Source organism: Actinomyces sp. oral taxon 897 (assembly GCF_002999235.1).
GTDB lineage: Bacteria > Actinomycetota > Actinomycetes > Actinomycetales > Actinomycetaceae > Actinomyces.
Map to the genome: position 1 here is coordinate 2,620,044 of NZ_CP027236.1, position 23,062 is coordinate 2,643,105.

A 23,062-nucleotide genomic window follows, 5' to 3' on the forward strand; every position below is an offset into this window, starting at 1 on the left:
CCACGGCGGCAGGCCGGGCCCGGGCCAGGCGACGCGGTGGGTGGTGTCGCGCCCGGTCCCCACGGGTCCCAGCCCGGACCATGTGGCGACGCGCACGAAAAAGGGTTGCCAACCACCGCTCTCGCGCTCAGGATGGTGCTGTGGACAGCAAACGCCTCCCCACGCCTCCCCGACACCCCGACACCATGTCCCCCGGCCCTCCTCTCACCACCGCCAGTGTCCTGACGGCCCTGGCCCTCCTGCCCGCCGCCCCCGCCCACGCCGTGGGTGAGGCCGGCGCCGCACGCTACTCCGTCAGCACGGTCCTCCTGTGGGCGGGAGCCGTGGCCCTCGTCGTCGTGCTGGTCCTCCTGGTCTCCAGGTACCTGGCCCGACGTCGCTTCCTGGCCCAGCTCGCCGCCCGCCAGGCCTATGCCACCACCGTCCTGGCCCAGACCGACAGGGCCGTGCAGCTCCAGCTCGGGAAACTGGGCCGGGACCCCTGGCCCGACCAGGGATCCCGGGAGCGCGCCGCGGAGCTGGGGCGCGCCGCGCAGGCGGTCAGCGAGGGGCTCCAGGCCTACCGCGACCTCCAGGGCGCTGGCGGCCGGGTCGCCTACCGTCAGGAGAGGATCCGCCGCATGGAGGACGCGGTCGCCGTCGCCAAGAAGATCCTGTCCTACCAGGGGCCCGCGGCGCACGTGCCCCAGGCCCAGGGGCGCACGGCCGGTGACCTGGACGAGGTCTGCCAGGACGTCCTCCAGCTGCGCCGGGAGGTCCAGGCCAGGCTCGCGGAGCTCGAGGGGTCCAGCGACCTCCCGGTGTCCGTCGTCGCCGCCGCCCAGGAGGACCTGGCCCAGGCCGGTAGCCTCCTGGACCAGGCCGGTCAGGACGCGGACAAGGGGCAGCAGGCCGCCCGCGCCCGCGACCAGGTGGAGGCGGGGTGCCGCCTGACCCAGGCCCGCAGGACCCTGGTCCGGGCCCGCCAGCTGGTCGACGGCGTCACGCAGGCCAGGCAGCAGGTGGTACAGACCCGCGCCCTGGTGGACAGGAGGGTGACCTCCCTGCGCTCCGACATCGCCTACGCCGAGCGCCCGAGCGTCACGGCCAACCTCGACCCCGCGGACCTGGGCCAGGCGCTCGCGGCCGCCAGGGAGGCGATCGACCGGGCCGCGAGCACGGGTCCTCAGGAGGAGCCCCAGGACGTGCTTGAGGACCTGCAGGGAGCCCAGAGGCGGTTGTCGGCCGTCCTGGGCCCCGCCCGTGAGAGCGAGAGGCGAATGGCGCGGGCCCGCGGCCGCCTGCACCAGGAGACGGCCAGGCTGGACCGGGAGCTGGACGCCGTCTTCTCCCGGATGTCCCACAGCGGCCGGTTCATGAGCGCCAGGGCGCGCAAGGGCGCCGCCGAGCTGCGGGACCTGCGGGAGCAGGTCAGGCAGGCCGCGTGCTGGGACCCGGTCGGTGCGCTGGAGATCGTCCGGTACGCCTCCGAGCAGGTGCCCCACGTCCGGGCGTGCGTAGACCACGACCTGAGGGCCTCGCGCCCCAGCTACTGGAGAGCCGGCTAGCCCGTCGGCACCAGTCCGGACCCGCGCCGGGCCCAGGCGGCGGGCCTCACCCAAGGCCGTCAGCCGGGGCCAGGGCGCCCGTTGCGGGGCGCAGGCGGCGCGCCGGTGGCGAAATGGCTTGCCACCAGCGGTCCCGACTCCGAGGATGTACCCGTGGACATCATTCGGCCCACCGCACTTCCCCATGCCGCCCGCCTCGCTGCCTCCGGCCTCCTCCTGACTGCCCTGGTCGCGCCCTCCGCCGCACTCGCGGCGTCGGCCCCTCCCGCCGCGGACCCCGGCCAGGCCCTTGCCGCCCCCGGCAGGGCCCCGGGCACGCTCCCCCTGGGTCCCCAGGGGCTGACCTCCACCACCCTGAGCAAGTCCGTCACCGACGACGCCAAGCTCCTGGACAACTCCGACGCCGAGGCCGCGGTGGCCAAGGTGAAGGAGGAGACCGGCCTGCACCTGTGGGTGGTCACCATTGCCGACTCCTCCCGCAAGGCGGCGGAGTTTGCCGAGTCCGCCTGGAAGGCGACCGGACTGGGCGCCTCGGACGTGATCCTGGTCATTAACGTGCCTGACAGTGGCTCGAACTCCTTCCTGTTCCGGGCGGATCCCTCCGGCGTGCTGAGCCAGGGCGACCAGGTCTCCATTGCCGACTCCCTGAAGCCCTACCTGAAGAAGAAGGACTTCAACAAGGCCGTCGCCGCCCTCCCCTCCCTGATCAAGACGCGGGTGGCGGGCGCGGGGACCACCGGGGACCGGGGCGCCACGAGGAGCACGTCCGCGGGCTCGGGCGCCCTCAGCACCAGTTCGACGGACTCGGGCCCGGGCGTGGGCACCGCACTACTTGCAGGAGGGGCTGTGGCAGGAGCAGGGGGCTGGTGGATCCTGAGGCGGCGTCGTCAGAAGGAAGACCCCGCCGCCGTCACCGGCGCCCCCACGCCGAAGAGCATTGAGCAGCTCCAGACCCAGGCCGTGGACGCCCTGGTGGCCGCCGACGACGCCGTGCGGGCTGCCGACGAGGAGCTGTCCTACGCGCAGGCCCAGTTCGGCCTGGCCGCCACGGACGCCTTCTCCGCCGCCCTGGGGACGGCGCGTGAGCACGTGACCGCCTCCTTCGAGATCCGCAAGGTCCTGGAGGACGACGTCCCCGAGACCCCCCGGCAGCAGTGGGAGATGTACTCCGAGATCCTCTCCCGCTCCCAGGCGGCCGTGGCCGCTATCCGCGAGCAGGAGAAGGCCTTCAACGAGCGACGGGGCCTGGAGGCCAACCTCCCGGCCTCCATTGCCGAGACCACCCAGCGCGCTGACGAGACCGAGCAGGCCATCCTCCAGGCCGACATCCTCCTGACCACCCTGCGCGCCACCTACCCCGACAGCGCCCTGACCTCGGTGGCGGCCGCCCCCAGGCAGGCGCAGCGCCTCCTGGAGGCCGGGCGGACCGCCCTGGACCAGGCGCAGGCCTCCGTGGACGCCGGGCAGCAGGGCACCGCCGTGGAGCAGGTGCGCATTGCCCAGGGCGCGATCGCCCAGGCCGGTACCCTGTCCACGCAGGTCACCGGTGCCCGTGAGCGCCTGGAGCGTGCCGCCTCCGACCTGACGGCCGCGATCGGCTCCCTGTCCTCTGACCTCGTGGACGCCCGGCGCCTGTCCAGCATTATCCCGGCCGCGACCCTCGACCCGCTGGTGGCCGACGCCGAGGCCGCTATCGCCGCAGGTCGTGCGGCCTCCGGTATGAACGCGACGGGGGACCCCCTGGCGGCCCTGGACCACCTGACCCGGGCCGAGGCGGCCATTGACGCGGCCCTCGCCCCGGCGCGCGAGCGCGAGGAGAACGACTCCCGGGCCCGCACGGCCCTGGGCTCGCGCCTGTCCCGCCTGAACTCCCAGGTCGACGCCGTCACCTCCTACATCACCACCAACCGGGGGGTGGTGGGGCCCGCGGCCCGCACGGCCCTGTCCGAGGCGTCCCGGCACGCGGCGGCCGCCACGCAGGTGCAGGCCGACGACCCCGCCGCGGCCCTGGCCGAGGTCGAGACCGGTGAGCCCCTGGCGGCCCAGGCCCAGACCCTGGCCGAGTCCGACGTGCGCAACAGCAGCTACGGGTCCGGCGGCTACCGCTCAGGCGGCAGGTTCCTGGGCGGCGGTGGCGGTGGCCTCGACCTGGGCTCCCTGGTCCTGGGAGGGCTCCTGCTGGGCGGCCTGGGCGGTGGACACCACGAGCACCACCATCACCACTGGGACGACGACGGCCCCGGCTTCGGTGGCTTCGGCGGTGGCGGCTTCGGTGGCTTCGGCGGCGGTGGTGACGACTTCGGTGGCGGCGGAGGAGGTTTTGACTTCGGGGGCGGGGACTTCGGCGGCGGTGGTGACGACTTCGGTGGCGGCGGAGGAGATTTTGACTTCGGGGGCGGGGACTTCGGCGGCGGTGGTGACGACTTCTGACCCGCCGGGCACCGACCGGCTCGCTCCTGGTACCCCTCTCCGGCCCGCGGTGCCAGGCGCCTGACCGTACTCGTGAGAACCTACCTACCAGGGGTGACGTCCTCGGGCCGACCCCGCACCGATCCACACCGAAAGGCAGACCATGGCTGAGAAGCAGTCGATCCTGGGACGTATCTCCCAGCTCACCCGCGCCAACATTAACGCGCTCCTGGACCGGGCGGAGGATCCTGAGAAGATGCTCAACCAGCTGGTCCGCGACTACACCGCCTCGATCGCCGAGGCGCGCGACGCCGTCGCCCAGACCATTGGCAACCTGCGCCTGGCGGAGAAGGACCACGCCGCCGACGTGGCCGAGGCCCGGGACTGGGGCAACAAGGCCCTGGCGGCCTCGCGCAAGGGTGACGAGATGCGTATGCGCGGGGACACCGCGGGCGCGGACAAGTGGGACGCGCTGGCCAAGATCGCCCTGACCAAGCAGATCACGGCGGAGAACCAGGCCAAGGCCGCCGAGCCCATGATCACCTCCCAGCGCCAGGTCGTCGAGCAGCTCAAGACGGGCCTCCAGCAGATGGAGGTCAAGCTCGGCGAGCTGAAGTCCAAGCGCGACCAGCTGATCGCCCGCCAGAAGACCGCCCAGGCCCAGGTCAAGGTCCAGGGGGCGATCCGCTCCATCAACGTCCTGGACCCCACCAGCGAGCTGTCCCGCTACGAGGACCAGGTGCGGCGGGTCGAGGCCCAGGCCATGGGCCAGATGGAGCTGGCGGGCTCCTCCCTGGAGTCCCAGTTCGCCGAGCTGGAGGCCTCCTCCACCCAGATGGAGGCGGAGGCCCGTCTGGCCGCCCTCAAGGCCGGGCCCGCCGAGCTGCCCTCCAGCCCCTCCCCGACGGCGCAGATCACGGACGGGGACGACGCCGTCGAGGCGGCCTTCGCCGCCCTCAAGCGCAAGCAGGCCGCCCCGGCGGAGGACACCTCCTCCTACTGAGCGCTCCTTACTGAGCACTCTCCTACTGGGCGCTGAGCGTCCCCGGGCGGCTCCTGCCCGCGGTCCCGACGGCGCCTTAGCTGGTGGGATGGCTTGTGGGGCTGCCGGTGAGAGTTCACCGGCAGCCCCACAAGCGGCGTCTCCGCGGTGCTGTCGTATCTTGACGGGGCGAAGAGCCAGATCAGCGGCAAGAGCATTGGCAGCCCCACGGGCTGCAGCTGGTCGGTGACTGCCGCCGCTTACGTCTGAGGCAGCCGATGAGGCCCTGAAGGAGCTCAATAACATTGTTCACGACTGCCAGGATCTGATCGCGGACCTGAAGAAGTACAAGACCGCCCTGGGCAACCTCGCCGGTGACCTGAGGAGTGTCAAGTCCCGCCTGGATGGTATCCGTGAGAAGGCAGTGGCCGCGAGACTGGATATCGAGGACGAGAAGATTATGGAGCCAAAACCTCCTACGGTTATTGAGCTCGGTCCGGCTATGGGCAAGCTAAAGGATCCGACTGTTCCTTTCCCGTTCATCCTGAGTCGGAACACTATGACAGAGGCTGAGCGTGCCCAGACTCGGGTCGATGCGTACAATGGCCTGGTGGTTGAGGCCAGGGAGGCGAGGGATCGGGAGGCCGCCGCACGTCAGGAGTTTACGGACGCCTGTGCAGGGATCAGGAAGGAGAATCCGATTACGAAGACAATCGGCGACTTCCTCGCTCCGTCTCTCGGGCTTGATCCCAAGAGCCTCATGCGCACCGCAGGCTGGGGTATTAGCCGTCTGAAGAACGTGTCGAACTTGGTGACCGGCGCCGCCCTGAGGTCCAGTGGTGCGGGCCTGGGACGTGTCACTGGATACGCCCAGAAGTGGTTGCCCTATCGTGCAGACACAAGTCGCTGGTCTGGGAAGCTCTTTGCCGGTGCACTCAAGCACTGGTCGCCGCATCCCGCCGAGGCAGTGGGTACGAAGGCGGGTAAGGTCGCGACAACACTGCAGTCCTCTAGGGTTACTACCACACTTAAGTGGGCCGGGCGTTCGGGCAATGCCCTCTCGTTCGTTGTCAACGCCTACGATCAATGGGAGAAAGATTCTCATAACCCGGCCATAGGTGAAAATGAAAAAATTGCACGTGCAACTGCGAGCGGAGCTGCCAACTTTGCTGTTTCATACCTCGCGGCTACTGGTGGCGCTAAAACTGGAGCAGCTATTGGTGCTTGCATGGGTGGACCGCTGGGCGCGGCAGTCGGCGGTATTGTTGGCGGTGTTGTTGGCGGAGTCCTTGCGTCAGGGGTGGCGGCATCTGTCGGTAAGGCGGCAGCCAAATTTGTTAGCGGCCTGGGGAAAAGCTTGGGAAAGCTGTTTGGGTGATGGCAATGTGTCGAGCGTTTAATGACCGAAGTGTGCCGGTAGGTTTGGTCGTCTCGAATTAACTTCCATGAGGCGGAGCAGGAGTTTGGTATGTCGGATCATCTCTGGGACGGGATCTACCTCATTGTGGGCGGTATTATCCTGTTGTGGATCTGGTGGATGGAGATGTTCTCTGACTCGTGGGTCGCGGATCTGTGCCGAGGTATGGCGGATGGGGGAGGGAAGAACACGGTTGCGCTTTTTGAGCCAGCGGTAGGTGTGGCGGTCCTGACTTGTGGTGACATGATCTTTCTTGAAAATATGGGGTGGGATTATGAGTCCTTGCCCGTAATGCTGTTGGGCTGCTTAATGCTTCTGTCTCTAATGGCCTGCGGCTTTGCCCTTATCCCCATCCCTCTGCCAGCGCCTATGTACCCGGAGTGGCAGAAGAAGAGGCGGCGTCTTCTGGCTGAGGGGCGTGAGGAGCGGGAGGCCTGGGCGGCTCCTGCCGGCAGGCGCTCGAGGTGGGGGCTCCGTCAGGGGCGGCACATCCGCGGGGTGCAGTACGACGTGGAGAGCTCCCCCTCCCAGGCCTACCGGGGCAGGCACGCCTACACCCCTGGCCGCTACCCCGACGTCGCCCCCGCGCCGGTGGACGAGGACCACGCCCCACCTGCGGGCACCCGGTGACTCCCGGAGCCCGCAGGATGCGACCACCCAGCGGCAGCCCACGCATGACACCCGACGGCGACTCCCGGAGCCCGCAGGACGCTCGGGCGGCACGATGACTCCCCCGCGTCCGTCCCGTGAAGGGCGACACAAAGAGGTGCCGTCGTAATGAGGGGCTCGCGTCCCCGCACCCTGTGGTAATATCACCGTTATCATCGGCTGAGGAGGCCACACCCATGCGGGATAGTATTACCGTCCACCTGGCGCCGGGCTGGCAGGAGCTCAGCGCCGCCGATTTCGCCCCGGCCTTCGCCGACGTAGCGGGGGACGCCGTCCGCTATATTGCCGCCATCCCCCCGGAACGGGTCGGCTACGCCGCCAATCTCGTCGTGGTCAGGGTCCCCGTAGGCCCCGACCAGGATCCTGAGCAGGAGCTCATGGAGTCCGCCCGGGCCATGGTGGAGAGCATTCCCGGTATGCGTCTCATCGAGGACGTCCCCACGGACTTTGACCTGTACATGTCCCGGGTCCGCGCCGGAGTATACATTCTGGACGAGGACGCCCTGACGGTGCTCCAGGTCGCCTGGCTGGACATGGAGACCCAGGGCACCAGCTTGTGGACGGCCACCTTCACCTGCCGGACCCGGGACTTCAGCACGTTCCTTGCCCAGTACTATGAGATGGCCCAGAGCCTGGAGGTCACCGAATGAGCTCCTTCGACATCGACCGCGGTGTCATGATACTCACCCCCGAGCAGTGGGACGTCCTGGGGCGCATGGTGTCAAACCATATTGCGCAGCGCCCCACCCCGCAGGACGCCGCCGACGCCGGACTCGCTGACCTCGGGATAACTGGCCCCAAGGGCCCCGTGACAGCCGTCCGCGAGATCCTCTCAGGATTCGTCAACGCGCGCGCCCGCTACTCCAGCCGCCGTCTCGATCCGCGTGACGAGATGCCGGTCCGTGACATTACCTTCTGGCTTGAGCACCGTTGCACCGTGGAACGCTACGACACCGACGGCATCCACATCTACTCCTGTGACGCCGTCGAGGTACCCCACATTGTCCTGGCCAACGACCACCTCCACCCTCGCCCTATGCTCGACGACGGGCCGGACTCCGTCTTCGACACCCTCGCCTCCGCCATGAAGCTCGCTGACGCCGAGGCCGCCGTCGACATTATGCACCTCATCGGGTCCCAGGGACCCAAGGAGTCCGGATTCGTCCGTGACGCCCTGGAGGACCGCTGGAGCATTGTCATGCGCATGCGCGAGGAACGCGGCCCCGAGGGATTTGACGCCCCGACCGGGCAGATGACCCTGGGGACGTCCAACATGCTCTACGCGATCGAGGACGACGGGGGCCCCACCGTAAACCCCCGCGGCCCCGCCAGCAAGATCAGCCTGGTACCCGTCCTCGGTATCCAGGTCTGGGCCGCGGTCAGTCAGTGGATCTGGACCGGGAGGTAGACGGCCCGGCCGTCTCCGGGTGTACTGAGACGCCACCTGGGCGCACTCCGGGCGCACCCTGGGTGAGTCCGGGACCCACAGTCCGCCGCCGGGCCCTTGACGGCCGGAACCCTGGTCGCGGATGAAGCGGTTATGCACACCCCCGACGGCGCGGGCACCTGATTTTGTCGCAATCTGAGGATCAGAGCCGGTCCCACCCCAGCCTCACCTTTGTACACTCAATGTCCACGCAGGTCAGGGGCTTGGGTCCCGACGCGGCCAGGAGTGCCCACCGCTCTGATCCTCAGATTGCGACACGCACAGAAATCCGGGGTCGCAGACAGTCAAGAAACTACCAGGAACGTTGCATAACCAGCCCGGATTCGTGTCAGGTGACCGCGATAGGCGCCTCGTTCCCCGCGGGCAAGTCCTGCTCGCGCCATGACAACCGGCTGCCCGGGTGGGGATTCCTGCCCGCTCACAGGTCCTCCGCGTCCACGATCTGGTAGGAGTAGCCCTGCTCGGCCAGGAAACGCTGGCGGTGCGCCGCGAACTCCTGGTCCACCGTGTCCCTGGCCACCACCGTGTAGAAGTGCGCCTGACGCCCGTCCTCCTTAGGGCGCACGATTCTCCCCAGACGTTGCGCCTCCTCCTGACGGGATCCAAAAGCGCCCGACACCTGCACCGCCACGCTCGCCCCCGGCAGGTCGATACTGAAGTTTGCCACCTTGGAGACCACGAGGACCATGACCTCACCGGAGCGGAAGGCGTCATAAAGGCGCTGACGCTCACGCACCGGCGTCGTCCCCGTGATAACCGGGGCACCCAGGTGCTCCGCCAGCTCCTCCAGCTGGTCCACGTAGGAGCCGATCACCAGCGTGGACTCACCCGCGTGGCGCGCCAGGATCCGGTCCACCACTGCGACCTTCCCGGGTGCCGAGGCCGCCAGGCGATAGCGCTCGTCATTGTCCGCCGTCGCGTAGGCCATACGCTCACCGGCGCCCAGGGTCAGGCGCACCTCCGTGCACACCGCCGGGGCGATCCACCCCTGGTTCTCCAGGTCCTTCCAGGGGGCGTCGTAGCGCTTGGGGCCGATCAGAGAGAAGACCTCGTCCTCGCGCCCGTCCTCACGCACCAGGGTCGCCGTCAGGCCCAGACGGCGGCGCGCCTGGAGGTCGGCGGTCATACGGAAGACCGGGGCCGGGAGCAGGTGGACCTCGTCGTAGACAATCAGCCCCCAGTCGTGGGACTCCAGCAGGTCCAGGTGCGGGTAGACGCCCTTGCGCCTGGTGGTCAGCACCTGGTAGGTGGCGATCGTCACAGGTCGGACCTCCTTGCGGGCCCCCGAGTACTCCCCGATCTCGTCCCCGGTGAGGGTGGTGAAGCGGGTCAGCTCCTCCTTCCACTGCCGGGCCGAGACCGCGTTGGTCACCAGGACGAGGGTCGTCGTCGAGGAGCGCGCCATGACCGCCGCCCCCACCAGGGTCTTCCCGGCCCCACAGGGCAGGACCACGACGCCGGAGCCCCCCGACCAGAAGCTCTCCACCGCCTGCCTCTGGTAGGGGCGCAGCGTGAAGGCCCCCGGCTCACCCGCCGCCACGCCGTCCGGCGAGTCCCTCAGGGCGATGGGGTGGGCCTCGCCGTCCACGTAGCCGGCCAGGTCCTCCGCTGGCCAGCCCAGCTTAATGAGCACCTGCTTGAGGTGGCCGCGCTCAGAGGGGTGCACCACGACGTCGGCCTCACCCAGGGACGCCCCCAGCAGGCCCGTGGTGCGCCGCGAGCGCATGACCTCCTTGAGGACCGCCACGTCGCTGGCATGCAGGACCAGCCCGTGCGCCGGGTCCGTGACCAGGGTCAGGCGCCCGTAGCGGTCCATGGTCTCGGCGATCTCGGTGAGCAGGGTGTGCGGCACCGGGAAGCGCGAGTAGGTGATAAGGGTGTGGACCACCGTCTCGGCGTCCAGTCCCGCGGCGCGCGCGTTCCACAGGGCCAGGGGGGTGATCCGGTAGGTGTGCACGTGCTCGGGTGCCCGCTCCAGCTCGGCGAAGGGGGCGATGGCGCGGCGGGCGTCGGCGGCGGCGGGGTGGGCGACCTCCAGCAGGACCGTCTTGTCGCTCTGGACAATGAGCGGGCCGTCAGGGGGTGTCTGGGCGGACGGGGTGGATGCGGGGTCAGGACCGGGCATGGCCGGAGTATGGCACCGGGTGGAGCGCAGGGGCAGGGGTCAGTCCCTGCCTCGGGAGGGTCCGTCGTGTCGTGGAAGGAGTGGGTCGCCATATGGATGACTGTCTATTGTGGGTGAATAATTCTTTCTTGTTTAAAGATGTTTTGTCTGCGATAATGAGGGTTGGTCTGCGCTCAGAGGTGGGTGAGGGTCTTGTACGGCGCCCGGCCTGGGGCTAATGAGGCCCTCGGAAACCTTTGTGTCCGTCGGGCCGGGCGGGCTCGGGGCCGGGCGGGCTCGGGGCTGGGGCCTTTTGATGGCGGTCACGGTCAGGGTGACCTGCTCGAGTCCTGGCGGGCTCGAGGCCGGGGGCGCCTGGTACGGGGTATGGCTGGGTATTACCGGTGGGAGCCCTGGCGGCCCTGGGGCGGCCCTGATGCGGGGCCCGGGTGCACCAGGGGCAGGTTCGATAGGGCAGGTTCGATTGCCTGGGGCACCTCCAGGCTGAAATGAGTGGGGCCAGGGTGCGCCAGGGGTAGGTGGCCAAGCGTGCGGACAGGGCGGGCGGCAGCGGGTGGGGCCCGGGTGCGCCAAGGGAGGTTTTCCCAGCCGCCCCTAGGGATCTGCGGTGAGTGGGCGTACAGTGACGAAGGTGAGTCGTCAGCAGGACGTTCGCATCCCACCTACCGCCGCCGACGTGGAGAGCGTCGCGGCGGCCCTCATGGCGCGCTCTGACCGCGAGGTCGCGGCCTTCCTGGCTGCGCGCCCCGACCTCGTCTCCCCTCCCTCACCCTCCTTCACGGCCCTGGCTGCCCGCGCGGTCGGGCGGTCCAGCGTCGAGGCGGCGCTCACCCAGTGCGACGCCCCCGCCCTTGCCGTCGCCCAGTGCCTGGTGCGCGACGCACTTACCGGGCCTGGTGAGAGCGCGCAGGGCGATGGGCCCGAGCCCGGCGCCCCCCAGGACGGCGGGCCCGAGCCCGGCGCCTCCCAGGGCGGTGGTCCTGGGGCAGCGGCGCCTGCTGCTGGTGCGGACGGATCCGGCAGGGACGCGGGCACTGACGCCGTCGTACCTGACGCCGGAGCCCGCACCGGGGCCGACGGCGCTGCCGGGCCTGGTGAGAGCGCGCAGGGCGATGGGCACGAGGCGGGCGCCCCCCAGGACGGCGGGCCCGGGGTGGGCGCGGACCACCTCGTGCGTCGTCTGGCCGGGGAGCTGGACGCGGACGTCGTCACCGAGCGTCTGGCCTTTCTTGAGCGTCTGGCCCTGACCGTGGCCGGACGCCCCGTGACCGGCCTGGTGGAGGCTGCCGGCGACGGTGACCTCCTGCCCGCGGACGTGTCCCTACGTGCCCCCAAGGCTGCCGGGCTCGACGTCCTGGACGCCGCCACGGTGTCCGCCGAGGCCTGCCGCCACGCGGAGGAGGTGGTCCGCCTCGTGTCCGTGCTGCTGGAGGAGTGGGGTCGTCAGGGCGCGCCGATCCTGCGCACCGGGGGAGTGGGGGTACGTGGCCTGAACCGTAGCGCCGAGGCCCTGCACGTCTCCCTGGCCCAGACGGCCACCGTCATCGAGCTCACCGCCGGGGCCGGGCTGCTGGGCCTGGACCAGGAGGGGAGCGCCTGGATCCCCTCGCGTGAGGACCCGGCCTGGAGCGGGGACCCCCTGCCTGAGCGCTGGGCGGCCCTGGTGGTGGCCTGGGCCGGTAGCGACCGTGCGCCCTGGCTCGTGGGGCGGCGCGGACCGGACAACACCCTACGCGCCGTCCTGCACCCTGAGACCGCCGCCCCGTGGGTGAGCACATTGCGCCGCCGGCTCCTGCGCCTGCTGCTCAGCCTGCCCGAGGGGACGGCCCTGACCGCCGACTTCGCCTACGCCACCCTGTCCACCTCCCGGCCCCGGCGTCGTCCCGAGCGTACGGCGGTGGAAGCGCTCCTGGCCCAGGCCGAGCTGCTGGGCCTCACCGGCTCGGGGGCCCTGAGCGCGGGCGGACGGGTCCTGGCCCGCGCCCTGGCCGGGCAGGTGGAGGACGAGGAGGAGCTGCTGGGCTCCCTGGCCCGCACCCTGGCGGCCGACCTGCCCACGCCGGTGGGGGTGCTGCTGGTCCAGTCCGACCTCACCGCCGTCGTGCCCGGTCGCCCCACGCCCGAGCTCGCCGACCTCCTGGAGCGCTGCACCCGGGTGGAGTCACGCGGCGGGGCCCTGACCGTGCGCTTTACGGCGGAGTCGGTCCGCGCCGCCCTGGACGCTGGTGAGCTGCCCGACCGGCTCCTGGAGCGCCTGGCCCGCTTCAGCCCCGGCCCCCTGCCCAGTACGCTGACCTCCCTCGTCCACGACGCCGCCCGGCACCACGGGGCGGTACGGGTCCGGGCCGTGGTCTCGGTCCTGCGGGCGCCTGACCCGGCCGTGACCGCCGGGCTCCTGGCGGACAGGCGCCTGTCCGACCTGGGGCTGAGTGAGCTCGCTCCCGGGGTGCTCGCTGCCAGCGCCCCGGTCGGGCAGGTCCTGCGCGCGCTGCGGGCCGCTGGCCTGGCCCCGGTCCTGGAGGACGCCGACGGCGAGCTGGTCCTGGGGCAGCAGGTGGAGGCACATGGTCCCCGTCCCGAGCCGGAGCGCCTGGAGGCGGTGCCCGTGAGACGCCGTCGTCCGGCTGCCCGTGACCTCATGGTCCTGGTGGGGCGCATGAGGAAGGGGGAGGAGGCCTGGCGGGCGGCGGGCGGCGGGGCGCACACCGCCACCGACCCGGTGCACGCCCTGGCCGTCATGCGCCAGGCGCGGGCCACCCGCACCCCCGTGCTCCTGCGCCTGGCGGGGACTGACGGCGTCGTCCAGGAGCGGCGTGTGCGGGTCCTGGAGGTCGAGCCGGGGCGGGTGCGCCTGGCGGACCTGCGGCGTCAGACCGAGCTGACGGTCGGGGTCCACCGTATTGTCTCCGTCACCCCCGCCTCCTGACCGGCGCCCGCGTCCCGGTGCCGGCCGTGTCCTGGCCTGCCGGCGGACCAGTGCCCCGCACTTCTTGCCGCGGGCGCGAGGCCGAGCCACCCGGGCCCTGCCATCCGCAGGAGGGTACGCCCCGATGACGCGCCACCGGTACCCGGGCCCCGGAGCACGCAGACCCCTTGCCGCGGGCGTGTCTGACCGCGGTGTCCTCCGGGTTACCCGGGCAGGTCTGCCTGTGCCCCTACACTGGGGGCGTGACTATGAAGACGGCTCACTCCGAGGTGGCTCAGGCCATGGGTACGGTCAACGACCCTGCTACCGCAGGTGTCGCGCGGCCCGGCTCCCTGCCCACCAAGGCCCAGCGCACTGCCGCGGCCCGGGACCGTACCCTGACCTCCCCCACCGCTATCGAGATGGCCCGTTCCGTCCTGGCCGACCTGACCATTCCGGAGGCCGTGGGCCCATACACCGCTGCGCGCAGCGAAGGCGAGCGCCTGGTCACACACCTCTTCGAGACCACCATGGCCGGCTACCGCGGGTGGCGCTGGGCGGTCACCGTGAGCCGCCCGCCCCGCTCACGCACCGCCACGGTCTGCGAGGTCGGCCTCCTGCCCGGTGAGGAGGCGCTGCTCGCCCCCGCCTGGGTGCCCTGGGCAGACCGCCTGCGGCCCGGGGACGTGGGGCGCTCCGACCGTCTGCCGCGCCGCGAGACCGACGAGCGCCTGGAGCCGGGCTGGGAGGCCACCGGTGAGGAGGGGGACGCGGCGGCCCTGGACGAGCTCGACCTCGGCCGGGCCCGCGTGCTCAGCCCCGCTGGCAGGAGCCGCGCCGCCCAGCGCTGGTACGACGGCGAGGCCGGCCCGGGCGCCGACGGCGTCCGCCAGGCTGACGCCACCTGCGGCACCTGCGGTTTCCTCATGCGTATGCCCGGCTCCATGCGGGGGCTGTTCGGGGTCTGCGCCAATGAGTGGGCCCCCGACGACGGTCGGGTGGTCTCCCTGGACCACGGCTGCGGCGCCCACTCCGAGACCGACCTGCCCGACCAGGGGCCCGAGTGGCCCGTCACCCCCGCCCGGGTGGACGAGGCCGACCTGGAGGTCCTGGGTACTGACGGGCGCCTCCTGCGCGAGGGCGCCTCCCAGGACGGTGAGGACCCGGCCCCGCAGGAGGCCCAGGAGGCCCAGGCGTCCGACGCCGGGGGCTCGGCCTCGCAGGACGCCCAGGACGGTGAGGACCCGGCCTCGCAGGGCGACGTCCAGGAAGCCCGGGAGGCCCGGGACGGGAGTACGCAGCAGGACGGGTCCGCCAGGAGGGGCAGGGCCAGGGCGTCGCGTAGGGCCCGTGCCCCGCGTACTCGCGCCTCCTCCCGTGCCCCTCAGGACCAGGACGCCCCGGACGCCCCGGCTGAGGCTCCCGCGCCCCAGGACGCCGGGCCGGACCTCGAGGCCGGTGGGTCTGAGACGCCCACTGAGCCAGACCAGACTCCTGAGCCGGAACAGGCCACTGAACCGGACGGGACTACTGGGGCCCCGCAGGCCGGGGCCCTGGGGGGTCAGGCCCCGGACGCTAAGGCCTTGCAGGGCGGCCCGGCCCCGCAGGGGGCCGAGGGGTCCCAGGACGTGGCTGAGGGACCGGCGGCGACACCCCAGGCGGAGGCGCGTCGGGTGACGACTTCCCAGGCGGCACCCCAGGCGGAGGCACACCAGGCCCCCGCTGGCCAGCCCGACGGGGATGACGGGTCCCGGTCGCGCCCCGCCCGCCCGCGACGCTCTCGTAAGGCGGGCCCCGCCGTCGAGCAGCTGGTGGAGGTCCTGGGACAGGCGCCCGGCCGGGAGGGGCCGGACACGGACCCGGAGCGCCGGGCCGCCTCCGCCCGCGACGCCGTCGCCGACCTCACGGCGGACCTGGGCCCGGATCTGACTGCCGACCTGCACCTGGACCTGGCTCCTGAGCACGCGGCCACCGCCCTGGCGGACCTGGAGGCCGCTCTGGCCGCCCGCACCTGATGTAGGCGGCGCCGGGTGCCGCGGGACCCGGCGGCCCTGCCACAAGGCGCCCACGGGCAGGGCGCCCCGTCAGCCCCGAGCTCACCACCGAGCGCTTCGCCCAGGGGCGCCCACGGGCAGGCCGCCCCCGCGCCTCACAGGGGTCGTGGACAGCGCCTGGACGGCGCGGGGAGCGCCCGCACCCCGGTGAGATGGCTGAGAGGAAAGGATGAGATGCCGCTTACCCCGGTCTCTGCCACAATAGGGACACGTGAGAACTTCCTCCTCCCAGAGCACGCAGGAGACGGTGCCCCAGGGCTCGCGCACCCCTCCCCTCCATCCCCTGGACCGTTTCTTCCACGTCACTGAGCGCGGCTCGAGCATTGACCGTGAGGTGCGTGGCGGACTCGTCACCTTCTTCACGATGTCCTACATCCTGGTCCTCAACCCCATTATCCTCGGCTCCGCCTTCGCGGGCCCCGACGCCGGTGCCGGCGACCTGGACGCCGCCAAGGCCCAGATCGCGGCCGCGACCGCCCTCATTGCCGGGGTCATGACGCTCCTCATGGGCGTGGTGGCCAACTACCCGCTGGCCATGGCCGCGGGACTGGGCATTAACGCCATGGTGGCCTACACCATTGTGGGTACCAACGGCATGACCTTCGCCGACGCCATGGGCCTGATCGTCATTGAGGGCGTCATTATCCTGGTCCTGGTCCTCACGGGGTTCCGTGAGGCCGTCTTCCGCGCCGTCCCGGTGCACCTGCGCACCGCCATCAGCGTGGGCATCGGCCTGTTCATCGCCCTGATCGGGCTGGTGGACGCCAAGGTGGTGCGCGCCGGGGGCACGCCCCTGGAGCTGGGCCTGGGCGGCTCGCTGCAGGGCTGGCCGGTGCTGGTCTTCCTGTTCGGCCTGTTCTTCACGATCGTCCTGTACATCCGCAGGGTGCGCGGCTCGATCCTCATTGGCATCGTCACCTCCACCGTCCTGGCGGTGGTCATTGAGGCGGTCCTCCACCTGGGTGCCTTCAACGACGACGCCAGTCGCGGCACGCTCAACCCCACCGGCTGGGCGCTGAGCGTGCCCGCGCTGTCCGACAACCCCGTGGCCGTGCCCGACCTGTCCAGCCTGGGGCACTTCTCCCTGCTGGGATCCTTTGAGAGGATGGGGACGGTCTCCGTGGTCCTCCTGGTCTTCTCCCTCATGCTGGCCGACTTCTTCGACACCATGGGCACCATGGTGGCCATTGGCGCCGAGGGCGACCTGCTCGACGAGGACGGCAACCCGCCGCGTACCCGTGAGATCCTCGTGGTGGACTCCGTGGGCGCCATCGCCGGCGGCCTGGGCGGGGTCTCCTCCAACACCTCCTACGTGGAGTCCGCGGCGGGAGTGGGCGAGGGCGCGCGTACGGGCCTGGCCAACGTGGTCACCGGCGTGCTGTTCCTGCTGTCGGTCTTCCTGTCCCCGGTGGTGGCCATGGTGCCCTACGAGGCCGCCACCCCTGCCCTGGTCATTGTGGGCTTCCTCATGATGACCCAGGTCGCCGAGATTGACTGGAAGCGTCCCGAACTGGGTGTCCCGGCCTTTATGACCATTATAATGATGCCCTTCTCCTACTCCATTACCAACGGTATTGGGGCAGGGTTCGTGACCTACGTCGTGGTGCAGGTGTCGCGAGGCAAGGCCCGCAGCGTCCACCCGCTTATGTGGTTCACCGCCGCGCTCTTCGTGGTCTACTTCACCCTGACTCCCATTAAGGAGATCCTGGGCGTGAGCTGAGCCGGGGCCGCCCCGCCTGCGTCCCCTCCTGCGAGAGTGAGCGGGAGGGAGGAGGCGGGCTGCGCGAGGGGTGCCTGTACCGGACGGATCCGGCGGCCACCTTGCGCAGGAGCGGCCTCGCCATGGCGTGCCCGGCCGCACCGGAGCGCTGCCGGCGGCCGCCCCGGCAGGCGGGCGTGCCAGCGGCCCCGGCGTCGCCCAGCCTCAGGCTGAGGGAGCCGCCCCGCGCAGGGGCGACGTGCCTGAGGCCCCAGGAGCGACGGCCAGGGGCGACGCCGCCGTTCTCACGGCAAACAAGTACCGTTCTCGCGACGAACAAGTACCGTTCTCGCGAGCAATAAGTACCGTTCTCGCGGGGAGGACGGGGCGGGAGAGGGGCGTGAGGGCGCCCCGCGTGGCTTGCGGCAGGCGTACGCTGGTGCGGTTACCGACCGACACGCCGAGCCCGCCATGCGCACCTTTGACTCCCTGAGAATCCGCAACTACCGCATCTGGTTCTTCGCCGCCCTGGTGACCAACACCGGCACGTGGATGCAGCGCGTGGCCCAGGACTGGCTGGTCCTGCGCATCCTCACCGACGACTCCGCCAGCGCCACCGGCATGACCACGGCGCTGCAGTTCCTGCCCGCCCTGCTGCTGTCCGCCCACGCCGGCCTGGTCGCCGACCGCCTGGACCAGCGCAGGCTGCTCATGGTGACCCAGGCCTTCATGGGGGTGGTCTCGGCGGTCCTGGCCGCCGACGTCCTCATGGGACGGGCCGCCCTGTGGCACGTCTACCTGGCGGCCTTCCTCACCGGGGTGGGCAGCGCCTACGACGCCCCCGCCCGCCAGATCTTCGTGGTCCGCATGGTCCCGACCGACCACCTGGCCAACGCGGTGGGGCTGAACTCCGCCTCCTTCAACGCCGCCCGGCTCCTGGGGCCCGCGGCCGCCGGGATGGTGACCGCCGCCGTCGGCCCCGGCCTGGTCTTCGCCGTCAACGCCGCCACCTTCCTGGCCCCGACGGCGGCCCTGGCGCTCATGCGCGTGGGGGAGCTCTACGAGGTGGCCCGCGCCCCGCGGGCCCACGGGCAGGTGCGCGAGGGCCTGAGCTACGTACGCCACCGCACGGACCTGCTGGTCATGATCGGGGTCATTACGGTGGTCTCAATGTTCACCCTCAACTACCAGGTGACCATGGCGGCCATGGTGCGCAGCGTCTTCGCCCTGGAGTCCGACGCCTACGGCACGGTCTCCTCGGTGTTCGCCGTCGGGAGCCTGGGCGGGGCCCTGTGGGCGGCCCGGCGCAGCCAGCCGCAGGTGCGCACGGTGGTGTGGGCGGCCCTCTTCCTGGGGGCCTCCACCCTCCTCATGGCCCTGGCCCCGGGCTACCTGCTGTTCACCCTCGCCACCGTGCCGGTGGGGCTGTGCACCCTGACGCTGCTCACGGCTGCCAACCAGACCATCCAGCTCACCGCGGCGCCGCAGGTGCGCGGACGGGTGATGAGCATCTACATGATGTGCCTCCTGGGGTCCACGCCGGTGGGCTCCCCGCTCATCGGGTGGGTCTCGGACACCTGGGGTCCGCGCGCCGCCCTCCTCCTCGGCGGTGTGGCAGCCGTTACCATTGCGGTGGTCGCGGGCACGTGGGCCCGACGCCGCGGGAGCGCCTCCCCGGCTCGTTATGCCCCAGACCCGTTCCCGACCGCCAGCGGACCCCGCGAGCGTGCCGCCCACGCCGAGGGAGACGACCTCGATCCGAAGGAGAACCGGCCGTGAGTGAACTCATTGACACCACCGAAATGTACCTGAAGGCCGTCTACGAGCTGGAGGAGGACGGGATTACGCCGTTGCGCGCCCGCATAGTCGAGCGCCTGGACCACTCCGGTCCCACGGTCTCCCAGACGGTGTCCCGTATGGAGCGCGACGGCCTCATCCACGTCGCCGAGGACCGCTCCCTGAAGCTGACCTACGAGGGGCGGCGCCACGCCACGGAGGTGATTCGCAAGCACCGGCTTGCGGAAAGGGTGCTCCTGGACATTATCGGACTGGACCGCCGGCTCATCCACGACGAGGCCTGTCGCTGGGAGCACGTCATGAGCGAGAAGGTCGAGGACCACCTGTTCGCCCTCCTGGGGGAGATCGAGTCCGACCCCTTCGGCAACCCCGTGCCCCCGTCCGGGATCGTCTACCCGTCCCCGGCGCCCGACGAGATCTGCGCCGAGAGCCTGGCCGGCGATATCGACGAGGTCATTGACGCCGTCGTGGCCCGGGTGGGGGAGCCGGTCCAGGCCAGCCACCAGCTCCTGGTGGACATGGAGGACGCCGGCATCGTGCCGAAGGCGCAGGTGCAGGTGATGGCGGTCTACCGGGGGGTGCGCGTGGAGGGGCCCGGGGGCGACGCCGTCGTCCTGCCCCGTGACCTGGCACGACACCTGTTTTTGAGGCGATAATCACACAAGTCCTCGTGACCCTCGTCCCTGGCGACCTCGTACCGCCCGGCGCGCCGTGAGTCCTGTGTGTAATACCACAGGAGGATGGAGGGGGTATTGAGGTGCACCGACCGGGGTCTGCTGGTTAGAGTAGCGAACGCAGTCGGTTTCCAGGCTGCGACGAGGGACGTGATGCCTAGTCCTGTCGGCACGTGTTCTCGTCACCCTGACTCTTCAATCCGGCAGGTCCGGGGGACCCAACTTCCGGCCAGGTGGCCCACAAGGCTGCTTGGTCTTGGGGTGAAGCCCGCGACAGCGGGCCGAGCGTCTCCAGCTCGAACCCGACAGCTCACCTCGGCGGCTACCAAGGAGAAACTATGACGACTCGACCTGTGGCCCGCCACCGCAAGGCAAAGCGACCGATGGCGGCGCTTTCCGGGGTTGCTCCGACCGCACGCCGCGGTCTGAGCGTCGCCGCCGCCTCCGGCCTGGCCCTGACCGTCCTCGCCCAGGGCGCGGCCGTGGCCGCTGGCAGCACCGAGGTCGGTGAGTCAGCCGGCTCCCTCGGTGCGGGGGCGCTGACCACGGACGCCCGTGCGGCGGTCACCAACAACCCTGAGATCTCCGTCGCCTCTGACGCGACCTGGACCGCGGAGGGGGCCGCCCAGGCCACCGCCGAGGCCCCTGCCCCTGCCCCCGCCCCCGCGGTCGAGGAGGCCGCCCCGGCGGCCGAGACGACGACTACCGCTGCCACCACCACGACCGAGGCCTCTGCCCCCACGACCACCCCGGCGGCGGCCGAGGAGGACACGACCCCTGCCCCCGCCCCCGCCCTGGCTGCCGGGAACTCCTCCGTGGCCGCCATCGCCATGCAGTACGTGGGCGCCGCCTACGTCTACGGTGCTGGCGGCCCGGGTGCCTTCGACTGCTCCGGCCTGGTCCAGTACGTGTACTCCCAGATCGGCGTCAGCCTGCCCCACTCCTCCTCGGCGATCCGCGGCATGGGGACCCCGGTCTCGGCAGCCTCCGCCCAGCCCGGCGACGTCATGTGGTGGCCCGGTCACGTGGCCATCTACGTGGGTGACGGCATGATGGTCTCCGCCGAGAGCGAGGGCGTGGGCGTGCGCTACATGCCCGTCCGCGGTGGCGCGACCTTCCTGCGGATGGTCTGACCTGCGGCTTTAGATCCTGCGGGCTCCAGCTCGACAACTGCTTTCGCTGAGAGGGAGGGCACTCGTCCAGGCGGTGGGTGCCCTCCTCCGTGTCTGTATAGTGTTTTGCACCACAGGCGAACGCGGGGTCCTGGCCCGCACCGCCCCACGCTCACAGAAAGGGGCACGAAACTATGACAGACGACAAGGTGGTCCTCGTCGGGGTTGACGGGTCACCGGAGTCCTTCGGGGCCGTGGACTGGGCCGTGGCCCGGGCCGCACTCAAGGGGTGGCGGGTCCACCTCCTATGCGCCTACTCCCTGCCCTCGTTCACCACGGCCTCCCTGGACGGCGGCTACGCCGTCCTGGACGACACCGCCATCCGCTCCGGCGCCCAGGCGGTGCTCGACGAGGCCGTGGCCCGGGCCCGGGACAAGGACGTGCGGGTGACCAGCTCCCTGGAGACCGGGGACCCGGCCGGGGTCCTGGTGGACCTGTCCAAGCAGTCCGTCCTGACCGTCGTGGGCACCCGAGGCGGCGGGGGCTTCGCCGACCGGCTGCTGGGCACCGTCTCCTCCGCCCTGCCCGCCCACTCCCACTGCCCCACCGTGGTGGTGCCCCGGCACACCGAGGGGGCTGAGTTCACCCCGGTACGACGCATTGTGGTGGGCGTGGACGGCTCCTCCTCCGCCCGCAAGGCCCTGGCCTGGGCCGTGGAGGAGGCAGAGGCCTGGGACGCCGAGGCCACCGCCATCGCCGCCGTCCCCATGGCCACCGGGGCGGGGGTGCTGGCCTGGCTGCCAGCCACCGTGGACCGCGAGCAGGTCCTGGCCGACGTGCGCAGCGGCCTGGACCGGGCGATCGCCGAGGCCCTGGACGGCCACCCCGGGGTCACCGTGCGGCGCCACGCCCTGGACGGCAACGCCGCCGAGCTCCTGGCGGAGTTCTCCACCGCCGTGGACCTGGTGGTGGTGGGCTCACGCGGGCGGGGCGGGTTCTCCGGCCTCCTGCTGGGCTCCACCAGCCAGGGTGTCCTGTCTCACGCCTCCTGCCCGGTGCTGGTCGTTCCCGACCGTTCCAAGGGTGAGGAGCGGGCACGGCGCACGTCCACGCCGTGGGGGCGCGCCTGAGTGGGAACGGGGCCCAGGCCCTGCTAGGCTGGGCCCCACAGCACAGCCCTCGTAGCTCAGGGGATAGAGCACCGCTCTCCTAAAGCGGGTGTCGGACGTTCGAATCGTCTCGGGGGCACGACGCCAGCGGGGCTCCCGGGGTCCGCAAGGATCTCGGGCCCCATAGGCCTCGCGTAGAAGTGATCCACCTGGCACAATGAGGCCCATGGCATACACCCTCGTGCTGCTCCGCCACGGCGAGAGCGACTGGAACGCAAAGAACCTCTTTACCGGCTGGGTCGACGTCCCCCTGTCCGACAAGGGCTGCGCAGAGGCCGTCCACGGCGGCGAGCTGCTCAAGGAGGCAGGAGTCCTGCCCGAGAAGCTCTTCACCTCGATGCTGCGCCGGGCCATTATGACCGCCAACCTCTCCCTGGACGCCGCCGACCGGCACTGGATCCCGGTCGAGCGCAGCTGGCGCCTCAACGAGCGCCACTACGGGGCGCTCCAGGGCAAGAACAAGAAGGAGATCCGTGAGGAGTACGGGGAGAAGCAGTTCATGCTCTGGCGCCGCTCCTACGACGTACCGCCGCCGGCCATCGAGCTGGGCAGCGAGTTCTCCCAGGACACCGACCCCCGCTACGCCGGGGAGCCCATCCCCGTCACCGAGTGCCTCAAGGACGTCCTGGAGCGCCTCCTGCCCTACTGGGAGGGCACCATCGTCCCGGCCATCAGGACCGGCCAGGTCATTATGATCGCCGCGCACGGCAACTCCCTGCGCGCCATCGTCAAGCACCTGGACGACATCTCCGACGCCGACATCGCCGGCGTCAACATCCCCACCGGCATCCCGCTGGTCTACGAGCTCGACGAGGAGACCCTCAAGCCGCTCGAGAAGGGCGGGCGCTACCTGGACCCTGAGGCCGAGGCCAAGATCGCCGCGGTGGCCAACCAGGGCAAGTGACCTCCTGACCGCGCGACGGCGTCCGGGGCCTGCGCGGGCAGCCCCGGGCGCCGTCCACGCCCCCACCGTTCCGGTGGGGCAGCAGGCGGCGCCGTTGCACCCTCAGGCCGCGGCGCGCAGGCCGCGGCGGGGCGCCCGGGGGCTGGTGCGTC

Annotated in this window: 16 protein-coding genes, 1 tRNA gene and 1 riboswitch; of the genes, 16 read left to right on the forward strand and 1 reads right to left on the reverse strand. The window is 71.0% G+C overall.

Annotated elements, in window-relative coordinates:
* Window positions 1-140 precede the first annotated feature (140 nt).
* From C3V41_RS10340 to C3V41_RS10365, 7 genes are all read left to right on the forward strand, one after another.
* On the forward strand, window positions 141-1,547 hold the full coding sequence (locus tag C3V41_RS10340; RefSeq protein ID WP_106110184.1) for a hypothetical protein: 1,407 nt from the start codon (window positions 141-143) through the stop codon (window positions 1,545-1,547).
* Window positions 1,548-1,700: 153 nt separating this feature from the next.
* Window positions 1,701-3,977, forward strand: coding sequence for a TPM domain-containing protein (locus C3V41_RS10345; RefSeq protein ID WP_254423572.1), 2,277 nt, complete (start codon window positions 1,701-1,703; stop codon window positions 3,975-3,977).
* Between the two features lie 142 nt (window positions 3,978-4,119).
* A complete protein-coding gene (locus C3V41_RS10350) occupies window positions 4,120-4,959 on the forward strand; it encodes a PspA/IM30 family protein (protein WP_106110185.1) in 840 nt (279 codons plus the stop codon).
* A 403-nt stretch (window positions 4,960-5,362) separates the two neighbouring features.
* A complete protein-coding gene (locus C3V41_RS12915; protein ID WP_129591570.1) occupies window positions 5,363-6,316 on the forward strand; it encodes a hypothetical protein in 954 nt (317 codons plus the stop codon).
* Window positions 6,317-6,724: 408 nt separating this feature from the next.
* Window positions 6,725-6,985 carry a hypothetical protein gene (locus tag C3V41_RS12920; RefSeq protein ID WP_129591571.1) on the forward strand — a complete coding sequence of 87 codons (261 nt, stop codon included), beginning with the start codon at window positions 6,725-6,727 and terminating at the stop codon, window positions 6,983-6,985.
* 215 nt (window positions 6,986-7,200) lie between these two features.
* The gene (locus C3V41_RS10360; protein ID WP_106110187.1) at window positions 7,201-7,674 is read left to right on the forward strand and encodes a hypothetical protein; all 474 of its coding nucleotides are present in this window, start codon (window positions 7,201-7,203) and stop codon (window positions 7,672-7,674) included.
* Window positions 7,671-8,432: a hypothetical protein gene (locus C3V41_RS10365; RefSeq protein ID WP_106110188.1), complete on the forward strand. Its 762-nt coding sequence runs from the start codon at window positions 7,671-7,673 to the stop codon at window positions 8,430-8,432. Before C3V41_RS10360 ends, C3V41_RS10365 begins: the two co-directional genes overlap by 4 nt.
* A 457-nt stretch (window positions 8,433-8,889) precedes the next feature.
* Here the strand turns inward: C3V41_RS10365 and C3V41_RS10370 are convergent, their stop codons facing one another.
* Window positions 8,890-10,596 (reverse strand): DNA repair helicase XPB, encoded by a 1,707-nt coding sequence (locus C3V41_RS10370; RefSeq protein ID WP_106110189.1) that lies wholly within the window; start codon window positions 10,594-10,596, stop codon window positions 8,890-8,892.
* 631 nt (window positions 10,597-11,227) lie between these two features.
* On the opposite strand from C3V41_RS10370, the gene C3V41_RS14275 reads away from it, so the two are divergent.
* The 9 genes from C3V41_RS14275 (at window position 11,228) to C3V41_RS10415 (ending at window position 22,910) form a co-directional block, all read left to right on the forward strand.
* Entirely contained in the window at window positions 11,228-13,522 is a 2,295-nt protein-coding gene (locus C3V41_RS14275) for a helicase-associated domain-containing protein (protein ID WP_302475973.1), read from the forward strand.
* 248 nt (window positions 13,523-13,770) lie between these two features.
* The gene (locus C3V41_RS10380) at window positions 13,771-15,516 is read left to right on the forward strand and encodes a DUF3027 domain-containing protein (RefSeq protein WP_106110190.1); all 1,746 of its coding nucleotides are present in this window, start codon (window positions 13,771-13,773) and stop codon (window positions 15,514-15,516) included.
* Between the two features lie 286 nt (window positions 15,517-15,802).
* The gene (locus C3V41_RS10385) at window positions 15,803-17,275 is read left to right on the forward strand and encodes an NCS2 family permease (RefSeq protein WP_106110191.1); all 1,473 of its coding nucleotides are present in this window, start codon (window positions 15,803-15,805) and stop codon (window positions 17,273-17,275) included.
* 450 nt (window positions 17,276-17,725) lie between these two features.
* Window positions 17,726-19,033, forward strand: coding sequence for an MFS transporter (locus C3V41_RS10390; RefSeq protein ID WP_106110192.1), 1,308 nt, complete (start codon window positions 17,726-17,728; stop codon window positions 19,031-19,033).
* The gene (locus tag C3V41_RS10395) at window positions 19,030-19,707 is read left to right on the forward strand and encodes a metal-dependent transcriptional regulator (RefSeq protein WP_106110193.1); all 678 of its coding nucleotides are present in this window, start codon (window positions 19,030-19,032) and stop codon (window positions 19,705-19,707) included. Before C3V41_RS10390 ends, C3V41_RS10395 begins: the two co-directional genes overlap by 4 nt.
* Window positions 19,708-19,899: 192 nt before the next feature.
* A riboswitch (cyclic di-AMP (ydaO/yuaA leader) is annotated at window positions 19,900-20,064 on the forward strand.
* On the forward strand, window positions 20,064-20,858 hold the full coding sequence (locus C3V41_RS10400) for a C40 family peptidase (protein ID WP_106110194.1): 795 nt from the start codon (window positions 20,064-20,066) through the stop codon (window positions 20,856-20,858). (Overlaps the previous riboswitch by 1 nt.)
* A 173-nt stretch (window positions 20,859-21,031) precedes the next feature.
* Window positions 21,032-21,967, forward strand: a complete 936-nt coding sequence (locus C3V41_RS10405) for a universal stress protein (protein WP_106110195.1) — start codon at window positions 21,032-21,034, stop codon at window positions 21,965-21,967.
* Between the two features lie 45 nt (window positions 21,968-22,012).
* Window positions 22,013-22,085: transfer RNA gene (locus C3V41_RS10410), tRNA-Arg, on the forward strand.
* 87 nt (window positions 22,086-22,172) lie between these two features.
* A complete protein-coding gene (locus tag C3V41_RS10415) occupies window positions 22,173-22,910 on the forward strand; it encodes a phosphoglyceromutase (protein ID WP_106110196.1) in 738 nt (245 codons plus the stop codon).
* Window positions 22,911-23,062: the final 152 nt, after the last annotated feature.

Bases quoted from the DNA above. Each gene is read 5' to 3' on its own strand.
- C3V41_RS10350 (WP_106110185.1), top strand. From the start codon at position 4,120: ATGGCTGAGAAGCAGTCGATCCTGGGACGTATCTCCCAGCTCACCCGC.
- C3V41_RS10405 (WP_106110195.1), top strand. From the start codon at position 21,032: ATGACAGACGACAAGGTGGTCCTCGTCGGGGTTGACGGGTCACCGGAG.
- C3V41_RS10390 (WP_106110192.1), top strand. From the start codon at position 17,726: ATGCGCACCTTTGACTCCCTGAGAATCCGCAACTACCGCATCTGGTTC.
- C3V41_RS10360 (WP_106110187.1), top strand. From the start codon at position 7,201: ATGCGGGATAGTATTACCGTCCACCTGGCGCCGGGCTGGCAGGAGCTC.
- C3V41_RS10365 (WP_106110188.1), top strand. From the start codon at position 7,671: ATGAGCTCCTTCGACATCGACCGCGGTGTCATGATACTCACCCCCGAG.
- C3V41_RS12920 (WP_129591571.1), top strand. From the start codon at position 6,725: ATGTACCCGGAGTGGCAGAAGAAGAGGCGGCGTCTTCTGGCTGAGGGG.
- C3V41_RS10400 (WP_106110194.1), top strand. From the start codon at position 20,064: ATGACGACTCGACCTGTGGCCCGCCACCGCAAGGCAAAGCGACCGATG.
- C3V41_RS10415 (WP_106110196.1), top strand. From the start codon at position 22,173: ATGGCATACACCCTCGTGCTGCTCCGCCACGGCGAGAGCGACTGGAAC.
- C3V41_RS10380 (WP_106110190.1), top strand. From the start codon at position 13,771: ATGAAGACGGCTCACTCCGAGGTGGCTCAGGCCATGGGTACGGTCAAC.
- C3V41_RS10370 (WP_106110189.1), bottom strand. From the start codon at position 10,596: ATGCCCGGTCCTGACCCCGCATCCACCCCGTCCGCCCAGACACCCCCT.